20 protein-coding genes, 4 tRNA genes and 1 riboswitch are annotated in these 23,807 nt (G+C 54.0%); of the genes, 15 read left to right on the forward strand and 9 right to left on the reverse strand.

The annotated features are described in order from the left end of the window. Nucleotides 1-34: 34 nt before the first annotated feature. Both murB and birA read left to right on the forward strand, forming a co-directional pair. The gene (gene murB / locus QRD42_RS06100) at nucleotides 35-1,063 is read left to right on the forward strand and encodes a UDP-N-acetylmuramate dehydrogenase (RefSeq protein ID WP_321988415.1); all 1,029 of its coding nucleotides are present in this window, start codon (nucleotides 35-37) and stop codon (nucleotides 1,061-1,063) included. Further along, nucleotides 1,060-2,022: a bifunctional biotin--[acetyl-CoA-carboxylase] ligase/biotin operon repressor BirA gene (birA, locus tag QRD42_RS06105; RefSeq protein ID WP_072571616.1), complete on the forward strand. Its 963-nt coding sequence runs from the start codon at nucleotides 1,060-1,062 to the stop codon at nucleotides 2,020-2,022. The genes murB and birA overlap by 4 nt, the downstream gene beginning before the upstream one ends. 31 nt (nucleotides 2,023-2,053) lie before the next feature. Here the strand turns inward: birA and coaA are convergent, their stop codons facing one another. Continuing rightward, a complete protein-coding gene (coaA, locus tag QRD42_RS06110) occupies nucleotides 2,054-3,004 on the reverse strand; it encodes a type I pantothenate kinase (RefSeq protein ID WP_099458838.1) in 951 nt (316 codons plus the stop codon). A gap of 480 nt (nucleotides 3,005-3,484) precedes the next feature. Here coaA and QRD42_RS06115 point away from each other — a divergent pair. From QRD42_RS06115 to rpoC, 13 genes are all read left to right on the forward strand, one after another. Then, nucleotides 3,485-3,560 (forward strand) — tRNA-Thr (locus tag QRD42_RS06115). Between the two features lie 8 nt (nucleotides 3,561-3,568). Continuing rightward, nucleotides 3,569-3,653, forward strand: a tRNA-Tyr gene (locus tag QRD42_RS06120). Nucleotides 3,654-3,768: 115 nt separating this feature from the next. Continuing rightward, nucleotides 3,769-3,843 (forward strand) — tRNA-Gly (locus QRD42_RS06125). A 5-nt stretch (nucleotides 3,844-3,848) separates the two neighbouring features. Continuing rightward, nucleotides 3,849-3,924: transfer RNA gene (locus QRD42_RS06130), tRNA-Thr, on the forward strand. Nucleotides 3,925-4,040: 116 nt separating this feature from the next. Beyond that, nucleotides 4,041-5,225, forward strand: coding sequence for an elongation factor Tu (gene tuf, locus QRD42_RS06135; RefSeq protein ID WP_105310573.1), 1,185 nt, complete (start codon nucleotides 4,041-4,043; stop codon nucleotides 5,223-5,225). Nucleotides 5,226-5,454: 229 nt separating this feature from the next. Beyond that, entirely contained in the window at nucleotides 5,455-5,838 is a 384-nt protein-coding gene (secE, locus tag QRD42_RS06140) for a preprotein translocase subunit SecE (protein WP_072571613.1), read from the forward strand. Nucleotide 5,839: 1 nt separating this feature from the next. Then, a complete protein-coding gene (gene nusG / locus QRD42_RS06145; protein ID WP_002438628.1) occupies nucleotides 5,840-6,385 on the forward strand; it encodes a transcription termination/antitermination protein NusG in 546 nt (181 codons plus the stop codon). Nucleotides 6,386-6,542: 157 nt separating this feature from the next. Next, the gene (gene rplK, locus QRD42_RS06150) at nucleotides 6,543-6,971 is read left to right on the forward strand and encodes a 50S ribosomal protein L11 (protein ID WP_031522773.1); all 429 of its coding nucleotides are present in this window, start codon (nucleotides 6,543-6,545) and stop codon (nucleotides 6,969-6,971) included. Nucleotides 6,972-6,974: 3 nt separating this feature from the next. Further along, nucleotides 6,975-7,679 (forward strand): 50S ribosomal protein L1, encoded by a 705-nt coding sequence (gene rplA, locus QRD42_RS06155; protein WP_072571612.1) that lies wholly within the window; start codon nucleotides 6,975-6,977, stop codon nucleotides 7,677-7,679. A gap of 271 nt (nucleotides 7,680-7,950) precedes the next feature. After that, entirely contained in the window at nucleotides 7,951-8,448 is a 498-nt protein-coding gene (gene rplJ, locus QRD42_RS06160; protein ID WP_002438625.1) for a 50S ribosomal protein L10, read from the forward strand. 66 nt (nucleotides 8,449-8,514) lie between these two features. Next, nucleotides 8,515-8,880, forward strand: a complete 366-nt coding sequence (gene rplL, locus QRD42_RS06165) for a 50S ribosomal protein L7/L12 (protein WP_072571611.1) — start codon at nucleotides 8,515-8,517, stop codon at nucleotides 8,878-8,880. A 322-nt stretch (nucleotides 8,881-9,202) separates the two neighbouring features. Then, nucleotides 9,203-13,231 carry a DNA-directed RNA polymerase subunit beta gene (gene rpoB / locus QRD42_RS06170; RefSeq protein WP_072571610.1) on the forward strand — a complete coding sequence of 1,343 codons (4,029 nt, stop codon included), beginning with the start codon at nucleotides 9,203-9,205 and terminating at the stop codon, nucleotides 13,229-13,231. Nucleotides 13,232-13,307: 76 nt separating this feature from the next. After that, complete coding sequence (rpoC, locus tag QRD42_RS06175; RefSeq protein ID WP_072571609.1) at nucleotides 13,308-17,531, forward strand: DNA-directed RNA polymerase subunit beta'; 4,224 nt, start codon at nucleotides 13,308-13,310, stop codon at nucleotides 17,529-17,531. A 64-nt stretch (nucleotides 17,532-17,595) separates the two neighbouring features. Here rpoC and QRD42_RS06180 read toward each other — a convergent pair whose 3' ends face one another. From QRD42_RS06180 to thiC, 8 genes are all read right to left on the reverse strand, one after another. Then, complete coding sequence (locus QRD42_RS06180; protein ID WP_072571608.1) at nucleotides 17,596-17,913, reverse strand: PTS lactose/cellobiose transporter subunit IIA; 318 nt, start codon at nucleotides 17,911-17,913, stop codon at nucleotides 17,596-17,598. A 4-nt stretch (nucleotides 17,914-17,917) separates the two neighbouring features. Continuing rightward, the gene (locus QRD42_RS06185) at nucleotides 17,918-18,223 is read right to left on the reverse strand and encodes a PTS sugar transporter subunit IIB (protein ID WP_072571607.1); all 306 of its coding nucleotides are present in this window, start codon (nucleotides 18,221-18,223) and stop codon (nucleotides 17,918-17,920) included. A 117-nt stretch (nucleotides 18,224-18,340) separates the two neighbouring features. Continuing rightward, on the reverse strand, nucleotides 18,341-19,465 hold the full coding sequence (gene thiH, locus QRD42_RS06190) for a 2-iminoacetate synthase ThiH (protein ID WP_321988416.1): 1,125 nt from the start codon (nucleotides 19,463-19,465) through the stop codon (nucleotides 18,341-18,343). Next, a complete protein-coding gene (gene thiG, locus QRD42_RS06195) occupies nucleotides 19,462-20,232 on the reverse strand; it encodes a thiazole synthase (RefSeq protein WP_321988417.1) in 771 nt (256 codons plus the stop codon). The genes thiH and thiG overlap by 4 nt, the downstream gene beginning before the upstream one ends. 1 nt (nucleotide 20,233) lies before the next feature. After that, nucleotides 20,234-20,434 (reverse strand): sulfur carrier protein ThiS, encoded by a 201-nt coding sequence (gene thiS, locus QRD42_RS06200; protein ID WP_072571604.1) that lies wholly within the window; start codon nucleotides 20,432-20,434, stop codon nucleotides 20,234-20,236. Next, entirely contained in the window at nucleotides 20,418-21,173 is a 756-nt protein-coding gene (gene thiF, locus QRD42_RS06205; RefSeq protein WP_321988418.1) for a thiazole biosynthesis adenylyltransferase ThiF, read from the reverse strand. The genes thiS and thiF overlap by 17 nt, the downstream gene beginning before the upstream one ends. After that, entirely contained in the window at nucleotides 21,166-21,801 is a 636-nt protein-coding gene (gene thiE, locus QRD42_RS06210) for a thiamine phosphate synthase (protein WP_321988419.1), read from the reverse strand. The genes thiF and thiE overlap by 8 nt, the downstream gene beginning before the upstream one ends. Beyond that, nucleotides 21,801-23,591 (reverse strand): phosphomethylpyrimidine synthase ThiC, encoded by a 1,791-nt coding sequence (gene thiC / locus QRD42_RS06215; RefSeq protein ID WP_321988420.1) that lies wholly within the window; start codon nucleotides 23,589-23,591, stop codon nucleotides 21,801-21,803. Before thiC ends, thiE begins: the two co-directional genes overlap by 1 nt. A gap of 82 nt (nucleotides 23,592-23,673) precedes the next feature. Then, a riboswitch (TPP riboswitch) is annotated at nucleotides 23,674-23,783 on the reverse strand. Nucleotides 23,784-23,807 lie beyond the last annotated feature (24 nt).

Here is a 23,807-nt window from a genome sequence, read left to right on the forward strand (position 1 = left end):
AAACTAGCCGTGTTTTTGTCTCTGGATAGCGTCTATGAATCACTCCCTTAAGCCCTGGAATACATTTGGTATAGCGCATCAGGCCGCGCGCATTGTTCGTGCAGAGAATGAGCAACAGTTACTCTCTGCCTGGCAGGAAGCGGTAAAAAATCAGCGTCCGGTTCTGCTACTGGGAGAAGGTAGTAATGTTCTTTTCCTGGAAGACTTTGCCGGCACCGTCATTGTGAACCGCATTATGGGCATCGAGGCGGTGGAACGATCAGATGCATGGCATCTGCACGTCGGGGCAGGGGAAAACTGGCATAAGTTTGTCCAGTACACGCTGGATAACGGTATGCCCGGGCTTGAAAACCTTGCGCTGATCCCCGGCTGTGTCGGTTCATCTCCTATTCAGAACATTGGCGCATACGGAATTGAACTCCAGCGGGTTTGTGAGTATGTCGACTGTCTTGAGCTCGAATCTGGTAAAAGGCTGCGTCTGAGCGCTGAAGAGTGTCAATTCGGCTATCGCGACAGCGCTTTCAAACACCAGTATCAGGATCGTTATGCCATCGTTGCCGTTGGTTTCCGCCTGTCAAAAACATGGCAGCCTGTACTGACCTATGGCGATTTAACGCGCCTTGATCCGCACAGGGTCACGCCTCTGGATGTATTTAATGCGGTGTGCCACATGCGCATGACAAAGCTTCCGGATCCAAAAGTGAATGGTAACGCAGGCAGTTTTTTCAAGAACCCGGTTATCACCGCTGAGCAAGCCCAGGCATTGCTGGCGCAGTTTCCTGCCGCCCCGCACTATCCTCAGGCTGATGGCAGCGTGAAGCTGGCCGCTGGCTGGCTTATCGATCAGTGTGATTTAAAAGGAACGACGCTGGGCGGCGCGGCTGTGCACCGTCAGCAAGCTCTGGTGCTGATTAATACTGGCGACGCCACCAGTGACGATGTGGTAAAGCTCGCCCACCATGTTCGCCAGCAGGTTGGTAATAAATTTAGTGTCTGGCTGGAGCCGGAAGTGCGATTTATCGGCCAGACGGGTGAAGTAAATGCAGTGGAGATTATCGCGTGAAGGACAATACCATTCCATTAACTCTGATCTCCATTCTGGCAGATGGCGAATTTCATTCTGGCGAACAGCTGGGTGAACATCTTGGCATGAGCAGGGCGGCGATTAATAAGCATGTCCAGACTTTGCGTGACTGGGGCGTGGATGTCTTTACCGTGCCTGGTAAAGGTTACAGTCTGCCAGAGCCAATCCAGTTGCTGGATGACGCATTTATCAGCGGGCAGTTTAATGAGGGGAATATTGCTGTTCTGCCGGTAATAGACTCAACGAACCAGTATCTGATGGATCGCATGGATCAATTACATTCTGGTGATGCCTGTGTGGCGGAATATCAGCAGGCCGGACGCGGCAGACGCGGACGGAAGTGGTTTTCACCTTTCGGCGCCAATCTGTATCTTTCCATGTACTGGCGTCTGGAACAGGGCCCGGCTGCCGCTATGGGGCTGAGTCTGGTTATCGGTATTGTCATGGCAGAGGTTTTACAGGCGCTGGGTGCTGAAGAGGTGCGTGTAAAATGGCCCAACGATTTATACCTTCAGGACAGAAAGCTCGCAGGCATTCTGGTGGAACTGACCGGAAAAACGGGGGATGCCGCGCAGATAGTTATCGGGGCGGGTATTAATCTCGCCATGCGCAACGTTGAAGCTGACATTGTGAATCAGGGGTGGATCAACCTCCAGGAGGCCGGGATCGCCGTGGATCGCAACCAGCTGGCAGTACGCCTCATTAGCGAACTACGTGCCGCATTACACCTGTTTGAACAGGAAGGTTTAAGCCCGTACCTGATGCGCTGGAAAAAGCTGGATAACTTTATTAACCGGCCGGTGAAGTTAATTATCGGCGATAAAGAGATTTACGGTATTTCCCGTGGTATCGATGCTCAGGGGGCATTATTACTTGAGCAGGATGGTATTACCAAGCCATGGGTCGGCGGCGAAATATCATTAAGAAGTGCCGGATAAAAAAAGGAGAGCATAATGCTCTCCTTTTTGTTTATTTGCGTAAACGGACCTGCTCTACGGCGTGATTGGCGCTCTTGGTCATAATCAGACTGGCGCGCTCACGGGTGGGTAGTATGTTTTCTTTTAAATTCAATCCGTTAATCTCTTTCCACAGGGAGGTGGCAATATTCACCGCTTCTTCCGTCGATAGTTTGGCATAGTTATGGAAATAAGAATCCGGGTTACTGAAAGCCCCCTCTCGGAATTTCAGGAAGCGGTTGATATACCAGGTCTGTAATAAATCTTCCGGCGCATCAACATAAATAGAGAAGTCGACGAAGTCAGATACAAATACATGATGTGGATCGTGCGGATAATCCATACCGCTTTGCAGCACATTCAAACCTTCGAGAATAAGAATATCCGGCTGGGTTACCGTCTTATCCCCGTCCGGGATCACGTCATAGATGAGGTGTGAATATACGGGGGCGGTGACGTTGGGTACGCCTGATTTGAGATCCGAGACAAATTTCACCAGCCGGTGCATATCATAAGAAAGAGGGAAGCCTTTCTTCTTCATCAACCCGCGTTCTTTCAACACTTCATTAGGGTGGAGGAAGCCATCGGTGGTAATCAGCTCAACGCGGCGATGTTCAGGCCAGCGGCTTAACAACGCCTGAAGCACACGTGCAGTGGTGCTTTTACCCACGGCTACGCTGCCGGCAATACTAATGATGTAGGGTATGCGTTCCCCGTTAGTGCCCAGAAACTGCTCCAGTACGGCCTGACGACGCAGATTCGAACTGATGTAGAAATTGAGTAAACGTGACAACGGCAGATAAATCTCTGCAACTTCTTCCAGAGAAAGGTCTTCGTTGATGCCTTTTAACCGCGCGATTTCACCTTCTGTCAGGGTCATCGGCACTGAATCACGAAGGGCAGCCCACTGGCTGCGGTTAAACTCAAGGTAAGGCGTCATTAACGATTGCTCTTTTTTACTCATAAGCATATGTCTGCCTGCCATGCTCATTTCCCGCTCAATCACTGCTGTTCAGTGAGACACCGAATATTCAGACCGCGACAATGGCACGCTGCATGTAAGTTAAATTTGGACAATACGCAGGAGGGTAACACCAGATGAAAAGGAATAATAAGAAAAAATCACCTCGACGGGCGGATTCAAAGGCGAGCATAACGAAAGCAGGAATCAGGTGAGACCGCGCTATAAAAGAGAAGCACAACCTTCGCACAGGTAAAAAGATAGCGCGCGGCGCACATAGCCTTCTTCAGGCTGGCGAGGATGATCGGTTTATGCGCGGCTTTTTCACCTCACCTGCCCCTAACTTGCTGAATAATTGTTCTGCTCTGCATGAAATTACAGCATTTTTCCATGCTGGCGCACAAAATGTGAGCGATAGAACGTTTTCTGCGATTTTTTTGTTGCATGCAGGCGCAGGTCTACCTAGAATGCGCGCTACTTGATGCCGACTTAGCTCAGTAGGTAGAGCAACTGACTTGTAATCAGTAGGTCACCAGTTCGATTCCGGTAGTCGGCACCATCAAGTCCGGTGGGGTTCCCGAGCGGCCAAAGGGAGCAGACTGTAAATCTGCCGTCACAGACTTCGAAGGTTCGAATCCTTCCCCCACCACCACTTTCTGGCAGCGTAAAAACTGTCTGGGCTGGTTGAAAGACTAACCGGCTCAAGCGAAAAAGAGACATGTCTCTTTTTTTGTCACAGAAAGAACTGGGTAGCCGAGTTTCAGGATGCGGGCATCGTATAATGGCTATTACCTCAGCCTTCCAAGCTGATGATGCGGGTTCGATTCCCGCTGCCCGCTCCAGACGTGCTGATATGGCTCAGTTGGTAGAGCGCACCCTTGGTAAGGGTGAGGTCCCCAGTTCGACTCTGGGTATCAGCACCACTTCACTTCTCCTTCCCGTTTCTCTCTGTGTAAGCTTAAATATTCAACATTTCAGGCATATCGCCTGGTTGATGTGGTGATATCACCGATTTATCCGTGTCTTAGAGGGACAATCGATGTCTAAAGAAAAGTTTGAACGTACAAAACCGCACGTTAACGTCGGTACTATCGGCCACGTTGACCATGGCAAAACTACACTGACCGCTGCAATCACTACCGTTCTGGCTAAAACCTACGGTGGTTCTGCTCGTGCATTCGACCAGATCGATAACGCGCCGGAAGAAAAAGCTCGTGGTATCACCATCAACACTTCCCACGTTGAATACGACACCCCGACTCGCCACTACGCACACGTAGACTGCCCGGGCCACGCCGACTATGTTAAAAACATGATCACCGGTGCTGCTCAGATGGATGGCGCAATCCTGGTTGTTGCTGCGACTGACGGCCCGATGCCGCAGACCCGTGAGCACATCCTGCTGGGTCGCCAGGTAGGCGTTCCGTTCATCATCGTGTTCCTGAACAAATGCGACATGGTTGATGACGAAGAGCTGCTGGAACTGGTAGAGATGGAAGTTCGTGAACTGCTGTCTCAGTACGATTTCCCGGGCGACGACACCCCGATCGTACGTGGTTCTGCACTGAAAGCGCTGGAAGGCGAAGCACAGTGGGAAGAGAAAATCATCGAACTGGCTGGCTACCTGGATTCTTACATCCCGGAACCAGAGCGTGCGATTGACAAGCCGTTCCTGCTGCCTATCGAAGACGTATTCTCCATCTCCGGCCGTGGTACTGTAGTAACCGGTCGTGTAGAGCGCGGTATCGTTAAAGTGGGCGAAGAAGTTGAAATCGTTGGTATCAAAGATACTGCGAAATCAACCTGTACTGGCGTTGAAATGTTCCGCAAACTGCTGGACGAAGGCCGTGCTGGTGAGAACGTTGGTGTTCTGCTGCGTGGTATCAAACGTGAAGAAATCGAACGTGGTCAGGTACTGGCTAAGCCGGGTTCCATCAAGCCGCACACCAAATTCGAATCTGAAGTTTACATTCTGTCCAAAGATGAAGGCGGCCGTCATACTCCGTTCTTCAAAGGCTACCGTCCGCAGTTCTACTTCCGTACAACTGACGTGACTGGCACCATCGAACTGCCGGAAGGCGTTGAGATGGTAATGCCGGGCGACAACATCAAAATGGTTGTTACCCTGATCCACCCGATCGCGATGGACGACGGTCTGCGTTTCGCAATCCGTGAAGGCGGCCGTACCGTTGGCGCAGGCGTTGTTGCTAAAGTTCTTGGCTAATCGCTGATAACATTTGACGCAATGCGCATTAAAAGGGCATCATTTGATGCCCTTTTTGTACGCTTTCGAACCAGAACCTGGCTCATCAGTGATTTTTTACGTCATAATCATTGCTGAGACAGGCTCTGTAGAGGGCGTTAAGTCCGAAGCGCAATAGAGCATTTCGGTTTGGTTGCCTCGCTATGGCGGGGCAAAAATGTTTGTCTGAATTCTTGTGACAGGTTGGTTTATGAGTGCGAATACCGAAGCTCAAGGGAGCGGGCGCGGCCTGGAAGCGATGAAGTGGGTTGTTGTTGCTGCGCTGCTGATCGTGGCTATCGTTGGCAACTACCTTTATCGTGACATGATGCTGCCGTTACGCGCGCTGGCAGTCGTTATTTTAATTGCTGCAGCGGGTGGTGTCGCGCTGTTGACGACGAAGGGTAAAGCGACCGTTGCTTTTGCCCGTGAAGCGAGAACCGAAGTCCGTAAAGTGATTTGGCCAACTCGCCAGGAAACATTGCACACCACGCTGATTGTGGCAGCAGTTACTGCTGTTATGTCACTGATCCTGTGGGGACTGGATGGTATTCTGGTTCGCCTGGTATCCTTTATCACTGGCCTGAGGTTCTGAGATGTCTGAAGCCCCTAAAAAGCGCTGGTACGTCGTTCAGGCGTTTTCCGGTTTTGAAGGCCGCGTAGCTACGTCGCTGCGTGAGCATATCAAATTACACAATATGGAAGAGCTGTTTGGCGAAGTCATGGTGCCGACCGAAGAAGTGGTCGAAATCCGTGGTGGCCAGCGTCGTAAGAGCGAGCGCAAATTCTTCCCGGGTTACGTTCTGGTTCAAATGGTCATGAACGATGCGAGCTGGCACCTGGTGCGCAGCGTACCGCGCGTGATGGGCTTTATCGGTGGGACGTCCGATCGTCCGGCGCCGATCAGCGACAAAGAAGTCGATGCCATCATGAATCGTCTGCAGCAAGTTGGCGACAAGCCACGTCCGAAAACGCTATTCGAGCCGGGTGAAATGGTTCGCGTTAGCGACGGTCCGTTTGCAGACTTTAACGGTGTGGTTGAAGAAGTGGACTACGAGAAGTCCCGTCTCAAGGTATCTGTTTCCATCTTTGGCCGTGCAACGCCGGTAGAACTGGATTTTGCACAGGTAGAGAAGGCCTAACCTGCCGACCAAAAAAGCGGCGATTAAATCGTTGCACAGGGCGCGAAATTGACATACAATTTCGCGCCTTTTGTTTTTATGGGTCATGTACCCGTAAGACACAGTATTAATCACGGGGAGCCTTTTTAAGGCGCTATACCCACACGAGGAAATTGCAATGGCTAAGAAAGTCCAGGCCTACGTCAAGCTGCAGGTTGCAGCTGGCATGGCAAACCCGAGTCCGCCAGTAGGTCCGGCTCTGGGTCAACAGGGTGTTAACATCATGGAATTCTGTAAAGCGTTTAACGCGAAAACTGATTCCATGGAGAAAGGTCTGCCGATCCCGGTTGTTATTACCGTTTACGCTGACCGTTCTTTCACTTTCGTTACCAAAACGCCTCCGGCAGCAGTTCTGCTGAAGAAAGCGGCTGGTATCAAGTCTGGTTCCGGCAAGCCGAACAAAGACAAAGTGGGCAAGATCTCCCGCGCTCAGCTGCAGGAAATCGCGCAGACTAAAGCCGCGGACATGACTGGTGCAGACGTTGAAGCGATGACTCGCTCCATCGAAGGTACCGCGCGTTCCATGGGCCTGGTAGTGGAGGATTAAGAAATGGCTAAACTGACCAAGCGCATGCGCGTGATCCGTGAGAAAGTTGATGCGACCAAACAGTACGACATCAACGAAGCCATCGCTCTGCTGAAAGAGCTGGCCACCGCTAAATTCAACGAAAGCGTTGACGTTGCTGTTAACCTCGGCATCGATGCTCGTAAATCTGACCAGAACGTACGTGGTGCAACTGTACTGCCGCACGGTACTGGCCGTTCAGTTCGCGTAGCTGTATTTACCCAGGGCCCGAACGCTGAAGCAGCTAAAGCTGCTGGCGCTGAGCTGGTAGGTATGGAAGATCTGGCAGAACAGATCAAGAAAGGCGAAATGAACTTTGACGTTGTTATTGCTTCCCCGGATGCAATGCGCGTTGTTGGCCAGCTGGGCCAGGTTCTGGGTCCGCGTGGCCTGATGCCAAACCCGAAAGTTGGTACTGTAACCCCGAACGTTGCTGAAGCGGTTAAGAACGCTAAAGCAGGTCAGGTTCGTTACCGTAACGACAAAAACGGCATCATCCACACCACCATCGGTAAAGTGGACTTTGACGCTGACAAACTGAAAGAAAACCTGGAATCTCTGCTGGTTGCGCTGAAAAAAGCAAAACCGACTCAGGCGAAAGGCGTGTACATCAAGAAAGTTAGCATCTCCACCACCATGGGTGCAGGTGTTGCAGTTGACCAGTCTGGTCTGACTGCGGTGGCGAACTAATATTCGCCTTTACGTGGGCGGTGGATTTGTCTACAATCTTCGCCCACGAAAAGATTTTCGGTTGGAGCCTGGCCTAATCCAGGCCTCCGTCCAAGACCGCAGGTGTTTCGTAAGAAACTTAATTCCCTGCGTAGACGGTGACAGAACCTGAAGACATTTTATAAGTATCTTTGGCTTGTTTCTGCTCACCGTATTAAGACGCTCTTTTCTTTGAGAAGAGTGAAGTGAGTTCCAGGGCATAAGCCCTGGCAAACATCCAGGAGCAAAGCTAATGGCTTTAAATCTTCAAGACAAACAAGCGATTGTTGCTGAAGTCAGCGAAGTAGCCAAAGGCGCGCTGTCTGCGGTTGTTGCGGATTCCCGTGGCGTTACCGTAGATAAAATGACCGAACTGCGTAAAGCAGGTCGCGAAGCCGGCGTATACATGCGTGTTGTTCGTAACACCCTGCTGCGCCGTGTTGTTGAAGGTACTCAGTTCGAGTGCCTGAAAGACGCGTTCGTTGGTCCGACCCTGATTGCATATTCTATGGAACACCCGGGCGCTGCTGCTCGTCTGTTCAAAGAATTCGCGAAAGCGAATGCAAAATTTGAGGTCAAAGCCGCTGCCTTTGAAGGTGAGTTGATTCCGGCGTCGCAGATCGATCGCCTGGCAACTCTGCCGACTTACGAAGAAGCAATTGCACGCCTGATGGCAACCATGAAAGAAGCTTCGGCTGGCAAACTGGTTCGTACTCTGGCTGCTGTACGCGATGCCAAAGAAGCTGCTTAATCGCAGTTATCTTTGTAAAGCATTTGCTTACGTATAAACTTATTCTGATATTCAGGAACAATTTAAATGTCTATCACTAAAGATCAAATCATTGAAGCAGTATCCGCTATGTCCGTAATGGACGTTGTAGAACTGATCTCTGCAATGGAAGAAAAATTCGGTGTTTCTGCTGCTGCCGCTGTAGCTGTTGCTGCTGGCCCGGCTGAAGCTGCTGAAGAGAAAACTGAATTCGACGTTATTCTGAAAGCTGTTGGCGCTAACAAAGTTGCTGTGATCAAAGCAGTACGTGGCGCAACTGGCCTGGGTCTGAAAGAAGCTAAAGACCTGGTAGAATCTGCTCCGGCCTCTCTGAAAGAAGGCGTGAGCAAAGATGACGCTGAAGCTCTGAAAAAATCTCTGGAAGAAGCTGGCGCTGAAGTTGAAGTTAAATAAGCCAACCCTTCCGGTTGCAGCCTGAGAAATCAGGCTGATGGCTGGTGACTTTTTGGTCACCAGCCTTTTTGCGCTGTAGGGTGTCGGTAGTGTTTCACACTGTTTAACTACTGGCTTCCCCTCACAATGCTTGTTTCTATCGACGACTTAATATATTGCGACAAGGCTCGCGCTTTGTGTAAATCGCAACGAAATGGTTTAAGCGTGATAGCAACAAGCATTGCGGAAAGTGCCCCACTTTCCGGTCAACAAAATAGTGTTGCACAAACTGTCCCTTTCGTCGGGCAGATGGGTCGACTTGTCAGCGAGCTGAGGAACCCTAATGGTTTACTCCTATACCGAGAAAAAACGTATTCGTAAGGATTTTGGAAAACGTCCGCAAGTACTGGACATTCCATATCTCCTTTCTATCCAGCTTGACTCGTTCCAGAAGTTTATCGAGCAAGATCCTGAAGGGCAGTACGGTCTGGAAGCAGCATTCCGTTCCGTGTTCCCGATCACGAGCTACAGCGGCAACTCGGAACTGCAATACGTCAGTTACCGTCTTGGCGAGCCTGTCTTTGATGTAAAAGAATGCCAGATCCGTGGCGTGACCTACTCGGCACCGCTGCGTGTGAAACTGCGTCTGGTGATCTACGAGCGCGAAGCGCCGGAAGGCACCGTTAAAGACATCAAAGAGCAAGAAGTTTACATGGGCGAAATTCCGCTCATGACCGACAACGGTACCTTTGTTATTAACGGTACTGAGCGCGTTATCGTGTCTCAGCTTCACCGTAGTCCTGGCGTATTCTTTGACAGCGACAAAGGTAAAACTCACTCTTCAGGTAAAGTGCTGTATAACGCGCGTATCATTCCTTACCGCGGTTCATGGCTGGACTTCGAGTTCGATCCGAAAGACAACCTGTTCGTACGTATTGACCGTCGCCGCAAACTGCCAGCGACTATCATCCTGCGTGCACTGAATTACACCACTGAGCAGATCCTTGACCTGTTCTTTGAAAAAGTCGTCTTTGAAATTCGTGATAACAAGCTGCAGATGGAACTGGTGCCGGAACGCCTTCGTGGTGAAACCGCCTCCTTCGACATCGAAGCTAACGGCAAAGTGTATGTGGAAAAAGCGCGTCGTATTACCGCGCGTCACATTCGCCAGCTGGAAAAAGACGATATCAAACTGATTGAAGTCCCGGTTGAGTACATTGCAGGCAAAGTTGCCGCTAAAGACTACGTTGATGAGTCTACTGGCGAGCTGATTTGCGCAGCAAACATGGAACTCTCTCTGGATCTGTTGGCGAAGCTGAGCCAGGCCGGTCATAAGCGTATCGAAACGCTGTTTACCAACGACCTGGATCACGGCGCTTACATTTCTGAGACTATCCGTGTCGACCCAACCAACGATCGTCTGAGCGCGCTGGTTGAAATCTACCGCATGATGCGCCCAGGTGAACCACCGACGCGCGAAGCGGCTGAAAGCCTGTTCGAGAACCTATTCTTCTCCGAAGACCGCTATGACCTGTCAGCGGTTGGTCGTATGAAGTTCAACCGTTCTCTGCTGCGCGACGAAATCGAAGGTTCCGGTATCCTGAGCAAAGACGACATCATTGAAGTGATGAAGAAGCTCATCGGTATCCGTAACGGTAAAGGCGAAGTGGACGATATCGACCACCTCGGCAACCGTCGTATCCGTTCCGTTGGCGAGATGGCGGAAAACCAGTTCCGCGTTGGCCTGGTACGTGTAGAGCGTGCGGTGAAAGAGCGTTTGTCTCTGGGCGATCTGGATACCCTGATGCCTCAGGATATGATCAACGCCAAGCCGATTTCCGCAGCAGTGAAAGAGTTCTTCGGTTCCAGCCAGCTGTCTCAGTTTATGGACCAGAACAACCCGCTGTCTGAGATCACGCACAAGCGTCGTATCTCCGCACTCGGCCCGGGCGGTCTGACCCGTGAGCGCGCAGGCTTTGAAGTTCGAGACGTACACCCGACTCACTACGGTCGCGTATGTCCAATCGAAACGCCTGAAGGTCCGAACATCGGTCTGATCAACTCCCTGTCCGTTTATGCACAGACTAACGAATACGGCTTCCTTGAGACTCCGTATCGTAAAGTGACTGACGGCGTGGTGACTGACGAGATCCATTACCTTTCTGCTATCGAAGAAGGTAACTACGTTATCGCTCAGGCGAACACCAACCTGGATGAAGAAGGTCGCTTTGTTGACGATCTCGTTACCTGCCGTAGCAAAGGCGAATCCAGCTTGTTCAGCAACGACCAGGTTGACTACATGGACGTTTCCACCCAGCAGGTGGTTTCCGTCGGTGCGTCCCTGATCCCGTTCCTGGAACACGATGACGCCAACCGTGCATTGATGGGTGCGAACATGCAACGTCAGGCCGTTCCGACTCTGCGCGCTGATAAGCCGCTGGTTGGTACTGGTATGGAACGTGCTGTTGCCGTTGACTCCGGTGTTACTGCTGTTGCTAAGCGTGGCGGTACCGTTCAGTACGTGGATGCTTCCCGTATCGTTATCAAAGTTAACGAAGACGAGATGTACCCGGGCGAAGCAGGTATCGACATTTATAACCTGACCAAATACACCCGTTCTAACCAGAACACCTGCATCAACCAGATGCCTTGCGTATCTCTGGGTGAGCCAATTGAGCGCGGCGACGTGCTGGCAGACGGTCCGTCCACCGACCTCGGTGAACTGGCGCTCGGTCAGAACATGCGCGTAGCCTTCATGCCGTGGAATGGTTACAACTTCGAAGACTCCATCCTCGTCTCCGAGCGTGTGGTTCAGGAAGATCGTTTCACCACCATCCATATTCAGGAACTGGCGTGTGTGTCCCGTGACACCAAGCTGGGGCCGGAAGAGATCACCGCCGACATCCCGAACGTGGGTGAAGCAGCGCTCTCCAAACTGGATGAATCCGGTATCGTTTACATCGGTGCAGAAGTGACCGGCGGCGACATTCTGGTGGGCAAGGTGACGCCGAAAGGTGAAACCCAGCTGACGCCGGAAGAAAAACTGCTGCGTGCGATCTTCGGTGAGAAAGCGTCTGACGTTAAAGACTCTTCTCTGCGCGTGCCGAACGGCGTTTCCGGTACCGTTATCGACGTTCAGGTCTTTACCCGCGATGGCGTGGAAAAAGACAAACGTGCGCTGGAAATCGAAGAGATGCAGCTGAAGCAGGCGAAAAAAGACCTGTCTGAAGAACTGCAGATCCTCGAAGCTGGCCTGTTCAGCCGTATCCATGCCGTGCTGGTTTCCGGTGGTGTTGAAGCTGAGAAGCTCGACAAACTGCCGCGCGACCGCTGGCTGGAACTCGGTCTGACCGACGAAAGCAAACAAAATCAGCTGGAACAGCTGGCTGAGCAGTATGACGAACTGAAGCACGAGTTCGAGAAAAAACTCGAAGCGAAACGTCGCAAAATCACTCAGGGCGATGACCTGGCACCGGGCGTGCTGAAAATCGTTAAAGTGTATCTGGCCGTTAAACGTCAGATCCAGCCGGGTGACAAAATGGCGGGTCGTCACGGTAACAAGGGTGTTATCTCTAAGATCAACCCGATCGAAGATATGCCTTACGATGAAAACGGCACGCCGGTAGACATCGTACTGAACCCGCTGGGCGTACCGTCTCGTATGAACATCGGTCAGATCCTGGAAACGCACCTGGGTATGGCTGCTAAAGGTATCGGCGATAAGATCAACGCCATGCTGAAACAGCAGCAGGAAGTCGCGAAACTGCGCGAATTCATCCAGCGTGCTTACGATCTGGGCTCCGACGTTCGTCAGAAAGTTGACCTGAACACCTTCACTGATGAAGAAGTTCTGCGTCTGGCTGAGAACCTGCGTAAAGGTATGCCGATCGCAACGCCGGTATTCGACGGTGCGAAAGAGTCTGAAATCAAGGAACTGTTACAGCTGGGTGGCCTGCCGACTTCCGGTCAGATTACCCTGTTCGACGGCCGTACTGGTGAGCAATTCGAGCGCCAGGTTACCGTCGGCTATATGTACATGCTGAAACTGAACCACCTGGTTGATGACAAAATGCATGCGCGTTCTACCGGTTCTTACAGCCTGGTTACTCAGCAGCCGCTGGGTGGTAAGGCGCAGTTCGGTGGTCAGCGCTTCGGGGAGATGGAAGTGTGGGCGCTGGAAGCATATGGCGCGGCATACACCCTGCAGGAAATGCTCACCGTTAAGTCTGATGACGTTAATGGTCGTACCAAGATGTATAAAAACATCGTGGACGGCAACCATCAGATGGAACCGGGCATGCCGGAATCCTTCAACGTACTGTTGAAAGAGATCCGTTCGCTGGGTATCAACATCGAACTGGAAGACGAGTAACTCTCGCTCAAACAGGTCACTGGTGCCGGGGTCACTCCCGGCGCCAGATTGTGCTAACTCCGACGGGAGCAAATCCGTGAAAGATTTATTAAAGTTTCTGAAAGCGCAGACTAAAACCGAAGAGTTTGATGCGATCAAAATTGCGCTGGCCTCGCCAGACATGATCCGTTCATGGTCTTTCGGTGAAGTTAAGAAGCCGGAAACCATCAACTACCGTACGTTCAAACCTGAGCGTGACGGCCTTTTCTGTGCGCGTATTTTCGGGCCAGTAAAAGACTATGAGTGCCTGTGCGGTAAGTACAAGCGCCTGAAACACCGTGGTGTGATCTGTGAGAAGTGCGGCGTTGAAGTGACCCAGACCAAAGTGCGCCGTGAGCGCATGGGCCACATCGAACTGGCCTCTCCGACTGCGCATATCTGGTTCCTGAAATCTCTGCCGTCCCGTATCGGCCTGCTGCTGGATATGCCGCTGCGCGATATCGAACGTGTTCTGTACTTCGAATCCTATGTGGTTATCGAAGGCGGTATGACCAATCTGGAACGTAACCAGATCCTGACCGAAGAACAGTATCTGGACGCGCTGGAAGAGTTCGGTGACGAATTCGACGCGAAAATGGGTGCGGAAGCGATCCAGGCCCTGCTGAAAAGCATGGATCTGGAGAAAGAGTGCGAGCAGCTGCGTGAAGAGCTGAACGAAACTAACTCCGAAACCAAGCGTAAAAAGCTGACCAAGCGTATCAAGCTGCTGGAAGCGTTCGTCATGTCTGGCAACAAGCCAGAGTGGATGATCCTGACCGTTCTGCCGGTTCTGCCGCCAGATCTGCGTCCGCTGGTACCGCTGGATGGTGGTCGTTTCGCAACGTCGGATCTGAACGATCTGTATCGTCGCGTTATCAACCGTAACAACCGTCTGAAACGTCTGCTGGATCTGGCTGCGCCGGACATCATTGTACGTAACGAAAAACGTATGCTGCAGGAAGCAGTAGATGCCCTGCTGGATAACGGTCGTCGCGGTCGTGCGATCACCGGTTCTAACAAGCGTCCTCTGAAATCTTTGGCCGATATGATCAAAGGTAAACAGGGTCGTTTCCGTCAGAACCTGCTCGGTAAGCGTGTTGACTACTCCGGTCGTTCTGTTATCACCGTAGGTCCATACCTGCGTCTGCATCAGTGCGGTCTGCCGAAGAAAATGGCGCTGGAGCTGTTCAAACCGTTCATCTACGGCAAGCTGGAACTGCGTGGTCTTGCTACCACCATCAAAGCTGCCAAGAAAATGGTTGAGCGCGAAGAAGCTGTCGTTTGGGATATCCTGGACGAAGTTATCCGCGAACACCCGGTACTGCTGAACCGTGCACCAACACTGCACCGTTTGGGTATCCAGGCATTTGAACCGGTACTGATCGAAGGTAAAGCAATCCAGCTGCACCCGCTGGTTTGTGCGGCTTATAACGCCGACTTCGATGGTGACCAGATGGCAGTACACGTTCCGCTGACGCTTGAAGCTCAGCTGGAAGCGCGTGCGCTGATGATGTCTACCAACAACATTCTGTCTCCGGCGAACGGCGAACCAATCATCGTTCCGTCTCAGGACGTTGTACTGGGTCTGTACTACATGACCCGTGACTGTGTTAACGCCAAAGGCGAAGGCATGGTGCTGACTGGCCCGAAAGAAGCTGAGCGTATTTATCGCGCTGGCCTGGCCTCTCTGCATGCGCGTGTAAAAGTGCGTATCACCGAATATGAAAAAGATGCACAGGGCGAATTCGTTGCGAAAACCAGCCTGATTGATACGACCATTGGTCGTGCGATCCTGTGGATGATCGTACCGAAAGGTCTGCCTTTCTCCATCGTCAACCAGGCGCTGGGCAAGAAAGCGATCTCCAAAATGCTGAACACCTGTTACCGCATTCTGGGCCTGAAACCGACCGTTATCTTTGCTGACCAGACGATGTACACCGGCTTTGCTTATGCAGCGCGTTCAGGTGCATCCGTTGGTATCGACGATATGGTGATCCCTGAGAAGAAAACTGAAATCATCAGCGAAGCGGAAGCGGAAGTTGCTGAAATTCAGGAACAGTTCCAGTCTGGTCTGGTAACTGCGGGCGAACGCTATAACAAAGTTATCGATATCTGGGCTGCGGCGAACGATCGTGTATCTAAAGCGATGATGGACAACCTGCAAACCGAAACCGTTATTAACCGTGACGGCGTCGAAGAGCAGCAGGTTTCCTTCAACAGCATTTACATGATGGCCGACTCCGGTGCGCGTGGTTCTGCGGCACAGATTCGTCAGCTGGCAGGTATGCGTGGTCTGATGGCGAAGCCGGATGGCTCCATCATCGAAACGCCGATCACCGCGAACTTCCGTGAAGGTCTGAACGTACTCCAGTACTTCATCTCCACGCACGGTGCGCGTAAAGGTCTGGCGGATACCGCACTGAAAACGGCGAACTCCGGTTATCTGACGCGTCGTCTGGTTGACGTTGCGCAGGATCTGGTGGTTACCGAAGACGATTGTGGCACCCTCGAAGGTATCACCATGACCCCGGTTATCGAGGGTGGTGATGTTAAAGAGCCGCTGCGCGATCGCGTTCTGGGTCGTGTGACCGCTGAAGACGTACTGAAACCAGGTACCGCGGACATTCTGGTTCCACGCAACACGCTGCTGCATGAGCAATGGTGTGACCTGCTGGAAGCGAACTCCGTAGACAGCGTGAAAGTGCGTTCCGTTGTATCCTGTGACACCGACTTTGGTGTATGTGCACACTGCTATGGTCGTGACCTGGCGCGTGGCCACATCATCAACAAAGGTGAAGCAATCGGCGTTATCGCGGCACAGTCCATCGGTGAGCCGGGTACACAGCTGACGATGCGTACGTTCCACATCGGTGGTGCGGCATCTCGTGCGGCTGCTGAATCCAGCATCCAGGTGAAAAACAAAGGTAGCATCCGTCTCAGCAACGCGAAATCGGTTGTGAACTCCAGCGGTAAACTGGTTGTGACCTCCCGTAACACCGAGCTGAAACTGATCGACGAATTCGGTCGTACCAAAGAAAGCTATAAAGTGCCTTACGGTGCGGTCATGGCGAAGGGTGATGGCGAGCAGGTTGCAGGCGGCGAAACCGTAGCAAACTGGGATCCGCACACCATGCCGGTTATCACCGAAGTAGCGGGTTATATCCGCTTCACCGATATGATCGACGGCCAGACGATTACTCGTCAGACCGACGAACTGACCGGTCTGTCTTCGCTGGTGGTTCTGGATTCTGCAGAACGTACCGCGGGCGGTAAAGATCTGCGTCCGGCGCTGAAAATCGTTGATGCCAACGGTAACGATGTTCTGATCCCTGGTACCGATATGCCAGCTCAGTACTTCCTGCCAGGTAAAGCGATTGTGCAGCTGGAAGACGGCGTACAGATCAGCGGTGGTGACACCCTGGCGCGTATTCCGATGGAATCCGGCGGTACTAAAGACATCACCGGTGGTCTGCCGCGTGTTGCTGACCTGTTCGAAGCACGTCGTCCGAAAGAGCCGGCAATCCTGGCTGAAATCAGCGGCATCATTTCCTTCGGTAAAGAAACCAAAGGGAAACGTCGTCTGGTTATCACCCCGGTTGATGGCAGCGAGCCGTACGAAGAGATGATCCCGAAATGGCGTCAGCTCAACGTGTTTGAAGGTGAACGTGTAGAACGTGGTGATGTGGTTTCGGATGGTCCGGAAGCGCCGCACGACATTCTGCGTCTTCGTGGTGTTCACGCCGTTACGCGTTATATCACCAACGAAGTACAGGACGTTTACCGTCTGCAGGGCGTTAAGATCAACGATAAGCACATCGAAGTTATCGTGCGTCAGATGCTGCGTAAAGCCACCATCGAGAACGCAGGAAGCTCTGACTTCCTCGAAGGTGAGCAGGCTGAATACTCTCGCGTCAAGATCGCTAACCGCGAACTGGAAGCGAACGGCAAAATCGCAGCGACCTATGCTCGCGATCTGCTGGGTATCACCAAAGCGTCTCTGGCAACCGAGTCCTTCATCTCCGCGGCATCGTTCCAGGAGACCACTCGTGTGCTTACCGAAGCAGCCGTTGCGGGCAAACGCGACGAACTGCGCGGTCTGAAAGAGAACGTTATCGTGGGTCGTCTGATCCCGGCTGGTACCGGTTACGCGTACCATCAGGATCGTATGCGCCGTCGTGCTGCGGGTGAACTCCCGGCTGCACCGCAGGTGACTGCTGAAGACGCGTCTGCCAGCCTGGCAGAACTGCTGAACGCAGGCCTGGGCGGTTCTGACAACGAGTAATCGTTAACAGCCCGATAATAAAAAACCCGCTTCGGCGGGTTTTTTTTTGCTCTTAAAACAGGAATTAATTCAACGGCGGTAAACGGCGGTACAGTTCAATCATATCGCCGGCCAGATCCTGAATCACCATGGCGTTCATCAGATGATCCTGCGAATGCACGGTGATCAGATTCACCGGCAATTTGCCTTCACCTTCATCAAGACCTATCAGCTGCGTCTGGATTTTATGGGCATGCTTAACGTATTCCCGCGACTCCGTCATAGCGGCCTCAGCGCCTGCGAAATCCCCCTGACGCGCCAGCTGTAGCGCCGTTAACGCTTCGCTGCGTGCTGCGCCCGCGTTAACCAGCAATTCCATGATGATAGTTTCCAAATCTTCCATGCGATCACTCCAGCAGCTTAAGGGCTTTTTCCAGTACGACATCACCTTTCATCATGCCGTAATCCATCATATCGATAACGGCGACCTTTTTGCCCAGCGGCTCAGCCTGCGCCTGAAGCTTGGCCAGTTCATATTTCACCTGGGGTCCCAGCAGGACAATATCGGCGGTTGCGATATTGTCCTTAAACTCCGCCACCGGAACGGCTTTGATGGTCACCTCGACGCCTTTTTTCTGCGCCGCATCTTTCATACGTTGAACCAACATGCTGGTGGACATACCGGCAGCACAGCATAAAACGATGTTTTTCATAGTTAGCCTCGATGTAGATGGGATAACTGATAATTATCCCACCCCCGGGGATCAACAACCGCTTTGCAGTGATTGTGTGTCGGGCATCACAAAGAAACCCGCTTAAGGTGAAACCGGTTACAAATTGCGCCCCAGCCAGCTGTCCCAGTCTTTCCATACGGGCTGTAAACCACGACGCATCAGCGCGCTTGCCACCTCTTGCGGGCGACGCCCGTCATGGGGCGCGAACTGCTCCAGTTCCGGATGATCATCCGCATAGCCGCCGGGCTGCGTTTTCGAAAAAGCGCTCACGTTGTTTATCGCCAGCGGGATCACATTGTCGCGGAACCACGGCGATTCCCGCGTTGACAGCGACAGTTCCACCTCCGGTGCGAACAGGCGAAACGCGCACAGGGCTTGCACCAGCTGACGCTCATCCATAATGGAGGCGGGTTCGATACCGCCGGTGCAGGGGCGCAGACGCGGGAAAGAGATGGAGTAGCGGCTCTGCCAGTACTGTTTTTGCAGCCACAGCAGATGCTCCGCCACCATAAAGCAGTCCACCCGCCAGTCATCCGACAAACCGATCAATGCGCCAAGCCCGATTTTATCGATACCCGCGCGGCCCAGCCGGTCCGGGGTCTCCAGCCGCCAGAAGAAGTCCTGCTTTTTGCCTTTCAGATGGTGCCTGGCGTAAACCCCTTCATGATAAGTCTCCTGATACACCATCACACCGTCGAGGCCGAGCGCTTTCAGCTCCGCATACTCCGCCTGCGACAGCGGCTGCACTTCCATATGCAGCGAGGCGAACTGGCGGCGAATCGCCGGGATCTGCTGGCGGAAATAGTCCATACCGGTTTTCTTTTCATGCTCGCCGGTCACCAGCAAAATGTGTTCAAAGCCCATCTGACGGATGGCGGCGCACTCGCGGGCGATCTCATCGTCGTCGAGTGTCTTGCGCTTAATGCGGTTGCTCATCGAAAAACCGCAGTAGGTGCAGTCGTTGGCRCATAGGTTCGACAGGTACAGCGGTACGTAGAAACTGACCGTGTTGCCAAAACGCTGACGGGTCAGTTGCTGCGAACGTTGCGCCAGCGGCTCCAGAAACGCGCTGGCAGCCGGAGAGAGCAGCGCCATCATATCCTCGCGGGTGAGCTGCGTGGCGCTGAGCGCCCGTTCGACGTCCCGGGCGGTTTTACTGTGAATACGCAGGCGGATGTCATCCCAGTCCAGCTGCCGCCAGCGGTCAGTGAAGGTATTCATGGCTGCGCCTCCAGAAAACCGGTCAGCGGGCTGGTGGCCTGTGCGAAGGAGTGCCGGGCGCCCGGCACCGCTTCACGCGCCAGCACGCCGGCTTCAACGGCGAGGCGGAATGCATGAGCCATCTTCACCGGATCGTCAGCCACGGCAATGGCGGTATTCACCAGTACTGCATCCGCGCCCATTTCCAGCGCCTGTGCCGCATGGCTGGGGGCGCCTATCCCGGCATCCACCACCACGGGCACGCCTGCCTGGGCGATGATGATTTCCAGCATCGCGCGGGTTTCCAGCCCCTGATTGGAGCCGATAGGCGCGCCCAGCGGCATTACCGCCGCGCAGCCCGCTTCCTCCAGCCGTTTGCATAACACCGGATCGGCGCTGCAATAGGGCAGCACGATAAAGCCCTGCTTTACCAGAATCTCCGCGGCTTTCAGGGTTTCAATGGGATCGGGCAGCAGCCAGCGCGGATCCGGGTGGATCTCCAGCTTCAGCCAGTGTGTACCGAGCGCTTCCCTTGCCAGCTGTGCGGCAAACACGGCTTCTTCGGCATTTTTTGCGCCGGACGTGTTTGGCAGCAGCGTCACGCCGGCTTCCAGCAGCGGTGCCAGCAGATCATCACTGCGCTGGCGCAAATCGACGCGCTTCATTGCCAGGGTGACCAGCTGGCTACCGGAGGCACGGATCGCGTTCATCATCAGCGCGGGTGAGGCGAATTTCCCCGTCCCGGTAAAAAGGTGCGAAACAAAGGTTTTATCAGCAATGCGTAACATATCAGCCTCCGGCGATGACCTGAAAAAGCAGGATCCGATCGCCATCCTGCAACAATTGTTGATCCCAGCGATCCCGGGGAAGGATGTGCTGATTGAGCGCCAGCGCCATGCCAGGCGTAAGCTGATTAAGCTGCGTCAGCAGGGCGCTGACGGTCAGCGCGTCGGCGCACTGCATCGGCTCATCATTAAACAGAATGCGCATGCAGACCTCCGCACGCCGGGCAGTTTGCCGCCCGCTGAAGGGTGATGGTGCGCCAGTGATGGCTGCGGGCATCGAACAGCCGCAGTTCACCTTGCGCAGGCGTTATGCCGGTTAACAGCTTGATGGTTTCCAGCGCCTGTAGGCTGCCCATCACGCCCACCACCGGGCCGATGACGCCAGCCGTGCGGCAGTTGCGCTCAGGCTCTGCGTCATCCGGCCACAGGCAGCGATAGCAGCCCTGCGTCCACGGCGGCGTCAGCACCATCAACTGCCCGCCAAAGCCCACGGCGCTGGCGCTGATGAGCGGCGTATTGCTCGCCACGCAGGCGGCATTGATTGCCTGGCGGGTGGCCATGTTATCGCTGCAATCCAGCACCACATCGGCACGGGCCACTTCCTGATGCAGCGCATCGCCCGCTAAACGCTGATTCAGGGCGATCAGTTCAGTGTCCGGATTGAGCTGCTGTAAGCGCTGCGCCGCAGCCTGTGATTTTGGGCGATTAATATCCTCTGTGGTGAAGAGGATCTGCCGTTGCAGATTACTGAGGTGCACCGCGTCGTCATCGGCGAGCGCCAGCGTTCCCACGCCTGCCGCCGCCAGATACAGCGCCGCCGGAGAGCCGAGCCCGCCAAGCCCGACAATCAGCACCCGGCTGGCAAGCAATTTTTGCTGCCCGTCAATGGCGATGTCTTCCAGCAGGATCTGGCGGCTGTAGCGCATGAAATCATTGTCATTCATCGCCCACCCCCGCCAGATCCAGCAACTGCCGGGTTGCCGCCTGCCAGTCATCGGCAGCGGTGATGGCGCTGACCACCGCGATGCTGCCCACGCCGGTCGCCAGCACCGCAGGCGCGCGTTCAGTGCTGATACCGCCGATGGCGACCGTCGGATAATCTTTCAGCCGGGCGATATGCTGCGCCAGTTGCGCCAGCCCCTGCGGGGCAGAAGGCATCTGTTTGGTTTGCGTCGGGAAGACATGGCCGAGGGCGATATAGGACGGTTTTGCCGCCAGCGCGACGTCGATTTCCATATCGTCGTGGGTCGATACGCCAAGTCGTAAACCTGCCGCGCGGATCGCTGTCAAATCGGTGTCCTGTAAATCCTCCTGCCCGAGGTGCACGCCGTAAGCGCCATGTTTGATCGCCAGCCGCCAGTAATCGTTAATGAACAGCCGCGCCTGATAGCGGCGGCCAAGGGCGATAGCGGCGATAACATCGGCTTCCACCTCATCGTCGCGCTTATCTTTGATGCGCAGTTGCAGCGTCCGCACCCCGGCGCCGAGCAGACGCTTGATCCAGACCACGCTGTCGACCACCGGATAAAGCCCGAGCCGGAAGGGCACCGGCGGAAAATCAGGCTGGTACATTACACCTCCTCCTGCCGGAGATAGATTTCGCCGCCCCGAGCGCGGAAGTCGTTGGATTTATCCGCCATGCCGGCATCAACCGCCTGCTGTGCCGCGAAGTCGCGCACTTCCTGGCTGATTTTCATCGAGCAGAATTTCGGGCCGCACATCGAGCAGAAGTGCGCCACTTTGCCGGACTCCTGCGGCAGCGTCTCATCGTGGTAAGCGCGGGCGGTAAAGGGATCGAGCGCCAGGTTAAACTGATCTTCCCAGCGGAATTCAAAGCGCGCTTTTGACATGGCGTTATCGCGGATCTGCGCCCCAGGATGGCCTTTGGCTAAATCGGCGGCGTGAGCGGCGATCTTATAGGTGATTAATCCCTGCTTGACGTCCTCTTTGTTCGGCAGGCCGAGGTGCTCTTTTGGCGTTACGTAACAGAGCATCGCGCAGCCAAACCAGCCGATCATCGCCGCACCAATGCCGGAGGTGAAATGGTCGTAGCCCGGCGCAATATCGGTGGTCAGCGGGCCGAGGGTGTAGAAGGGCGCTTCGTGACAGTGCTCCAGCTGTTCGGTCATATTGCGGCGGATCATATGCATCGGCACATGGCCCGGGCCTTCAATCATCACCTGAACGTCATACTCCCAGGCGATTTTCGTCAGCTCGCCCAGCGTATGCAGCTCGGCAAACTGCGCTTCGTCGTTAGCATCCTGAATGGAGCCGGGACGCAGACCGTCCCCCAGCGACAGGGAGACGTCATAGGCCGCGCAGATTTCGCAGATGTCGCGGAAACGTTCGTAAAGGAAATTTTCCTGATGATGGGACAGGCACCATTTCGCCATGATCGAGCCGCCACGGGAGACGATACCCGTCAGACGTTTTGCCGTCATCGGCACATAACGCAGCAGCACACCGGCGTGAATAGTGAAGTAATCGACGCCCTGTTCCGCCTGCTCCAGCAGCGTCTCGCGGAATACTTCCCAGCTTAAGTTTTCCGCAATGCCGTTGACCTTCTCCAGCGCCTGGTAAACCGGCACCGTGCCGATGGGGACCGGGCTGTTGCGCAGGATCCATTCGCGGGTTTCATGGATATTACGGCCGGTGGAGAGATCCATCACGGTATCAGCCCCCCAGCGGGTGGCCCACACCAGCTTTTCCACTTCCTCTTCGATGGAGGAGCTGACCGCCGAATTGCCAATATTGGCGTTTACTTTCACCAGGAAATTACGCCCAATGATCATCGGCTCGGATTCCGGATGGTTAATATTGGCGGGAATAATGGCGCGCCCGGCGGCCACTTCATCGCGTACAAATTCAGGGGTGATGTTTTCCGGCAGACGCGCGCCAAAGCCTTCGCCAGTATGCTGCTGGCGCAGGACATCAGCACGAATGCGCTCGCGGCCCATGTTTTCACGGATGGCGATAAATTCCATCTCCGGCGTGACAATCCCCTGGCGGGCATAGTGCAACTGGGTCACGCACTGGCCTGCCGTCGCGCCACGCGCCGCAATCCACGGGCTTCGCAGCCTGGCCAGCCCCTGCCGGACGTTAATAGTAATGGAGGGATCGCCGTACGGACCGGAGGTGTCATACACCGGGATCGCTTCGTTTTCTTCAAAACGTGGCGCGTCTTTAGTGCCGCCGACTGGCGTCGGGCTGAGCTGAATTTCACGCATGGGCACGCGAATGTCCGGCTGCGAACCCTGAATATAGATGCGTCGGGAGCCGGGGAAGACAGTACCTTCCAGAGTATCGATAAAGCGCTGGGCGTGTTCGCGTTGCTGGCGACGTGTTGGTTTAGTGGCAGACATAGCTCATTCCATAAAAGTAAGGACGTGGCTTGTCAGAATGACGGATGAAGCAAGAGGGCGATCGCCGGATGCAGCGATGCCATGCAGATGAACTCTTGTTCCCTTCGCAGGTACTAACCTGATCAGGTTCCGCGGATCCCGAATTAACGGTCTCAGCCGGTACTGTCGTACGCGGCACTCCGACAAGAAATAATTTCCCGTTATACGGGAAAGCTA

It is taken from the genome of Enterobacter sp. PGRG2, assembly GCF_030291195.1.
Lineage (GTDB): Bacteria > Pseudomonadota > Gammaproteobacteria > Enterobacterales > Enterobacteriaceae > Enterobacter_D.

What these genes read in the sequence shown, in the direction of transcription:
- murB (WP_321988415.1), top strand. Translation starts at nt 35, where the DNA reads ATGAATCACTCCCTTAAGCCCTGGAATACATTTGGTATAGCGCATCAG.
- coaA (WP_099458838.1), bottom strand. Translation starts at nt 3,004, where the DNA reads ATGAGTAAAAAAGAGCAATCGTTAATGACGCCTTACCTTGAGTTTAAC.
- tuf (WP_105310573.1), top strand. Translation starts at nt 4,041, where the DNA reads ATGTCTAAAGAAAAGTTTGAACGTACAAAACCGCACGTTAACGTCGGT.
- secE (WP_072571613.1), top strand. Translation starts at nt 5,455, where the DNA reads ATGAGTGCGAATACCGAAGCTCAAGGGAGCGGGCGCGGCCTGGAAGCG.
- nusG (WP_002438628.1), top strand. Translation starts at nt 5,840, where the DNA reads ATGTCTGAAGCCCCTAAAAAGCGCTGGTACGTCGTTCAGGCGTTTTCC.
- rplK (WP_031522773.1), top strand. Translation starts at nt 6,543, where the DNA reads ATGGCTAAGAAAGTCCAGGCCTACGTCAAGCTGCAGGTTGCAGCTGGC.
- rplA (WP_072571612.1), top strand. Translation starts at nt 6,975, where the DNA reads ATGGCTAAACTGACCAAGCGCATGCGCGTGATCCGTGAGAAAGTTGAT.
- rplJ (WP_002438625.1), top strand. Translation starts at nt 7,951, where the DNA reads ATGGCTTTAAATCTTCAAGACAAACAAGCGATTGTTGCTGAAGTCAGC.
- rplL (WP_072571611.1), top strand. Translation starts at nt 8,515, where the DNA reads ATGTCTATCACTAAAGATCAAATCATTGAAGCAGTATCCGCTATGTCC.
- rpoB (WP_072571610.1), top strand. Translation starts at nt 9,203, where the DNA reads ATGGTTTACTCCTATACCGAGAAAAAACGTATTCGTAAGGATTTTGGA.
- QRD42_RS06180 (WP_072571608.1), bottom strand. Translation starts at nt 17,913, where the DNA reads ATGGAAGATTTGGAAACTATCATCATGGAATTGCTGGTTAACGCGGGC.
- QRD42_RS06185 (WP_072571607.1), bottom strand. Translation starts at nt 18,223, where the DNA reads ATGAAAAACATCGTTTTATGCTGTGCTGCCGGTATGTCCACCAGCATG.
- thiG (WP_321988417.1), bottom strand. Translation starts at nt 20,232, where the DNA reads ATGTTACGCATTGCTGATAAAACCTTTGTTTCGCACCTTTTTACCGGG.
- thiS (WP_072571604.1), bottom strand. Translation starts at nt 20,434, where the DNA reads ATGCGCATTCTGTTTAATGATGAGCCGATGCAGTGCGCCGACGCGCTG.
- thiF (WP_321988418.1), bottom strand. Translation starts at nt 21,173, where the DNA reads ATGAATGACAATGATTTCATGCGCTACAGCCGCCAGATCCTGCTGGAA.
- thiE (WP_321988419.1), bottom strand. Translation starts at nt 21,801, where the DNA reads ATGTACCAGCCTGATTTTCCGCCGGTGCCCTTCCGGCTCGGGCTTTAT.
- thiC (WP_321988420.1), bottom strand. Translation starts at nt 23,591, where the DNA reads ATGTCTGCCACTAAACCAACACGTCGCCAGCAACGCGAACACGCCCAG.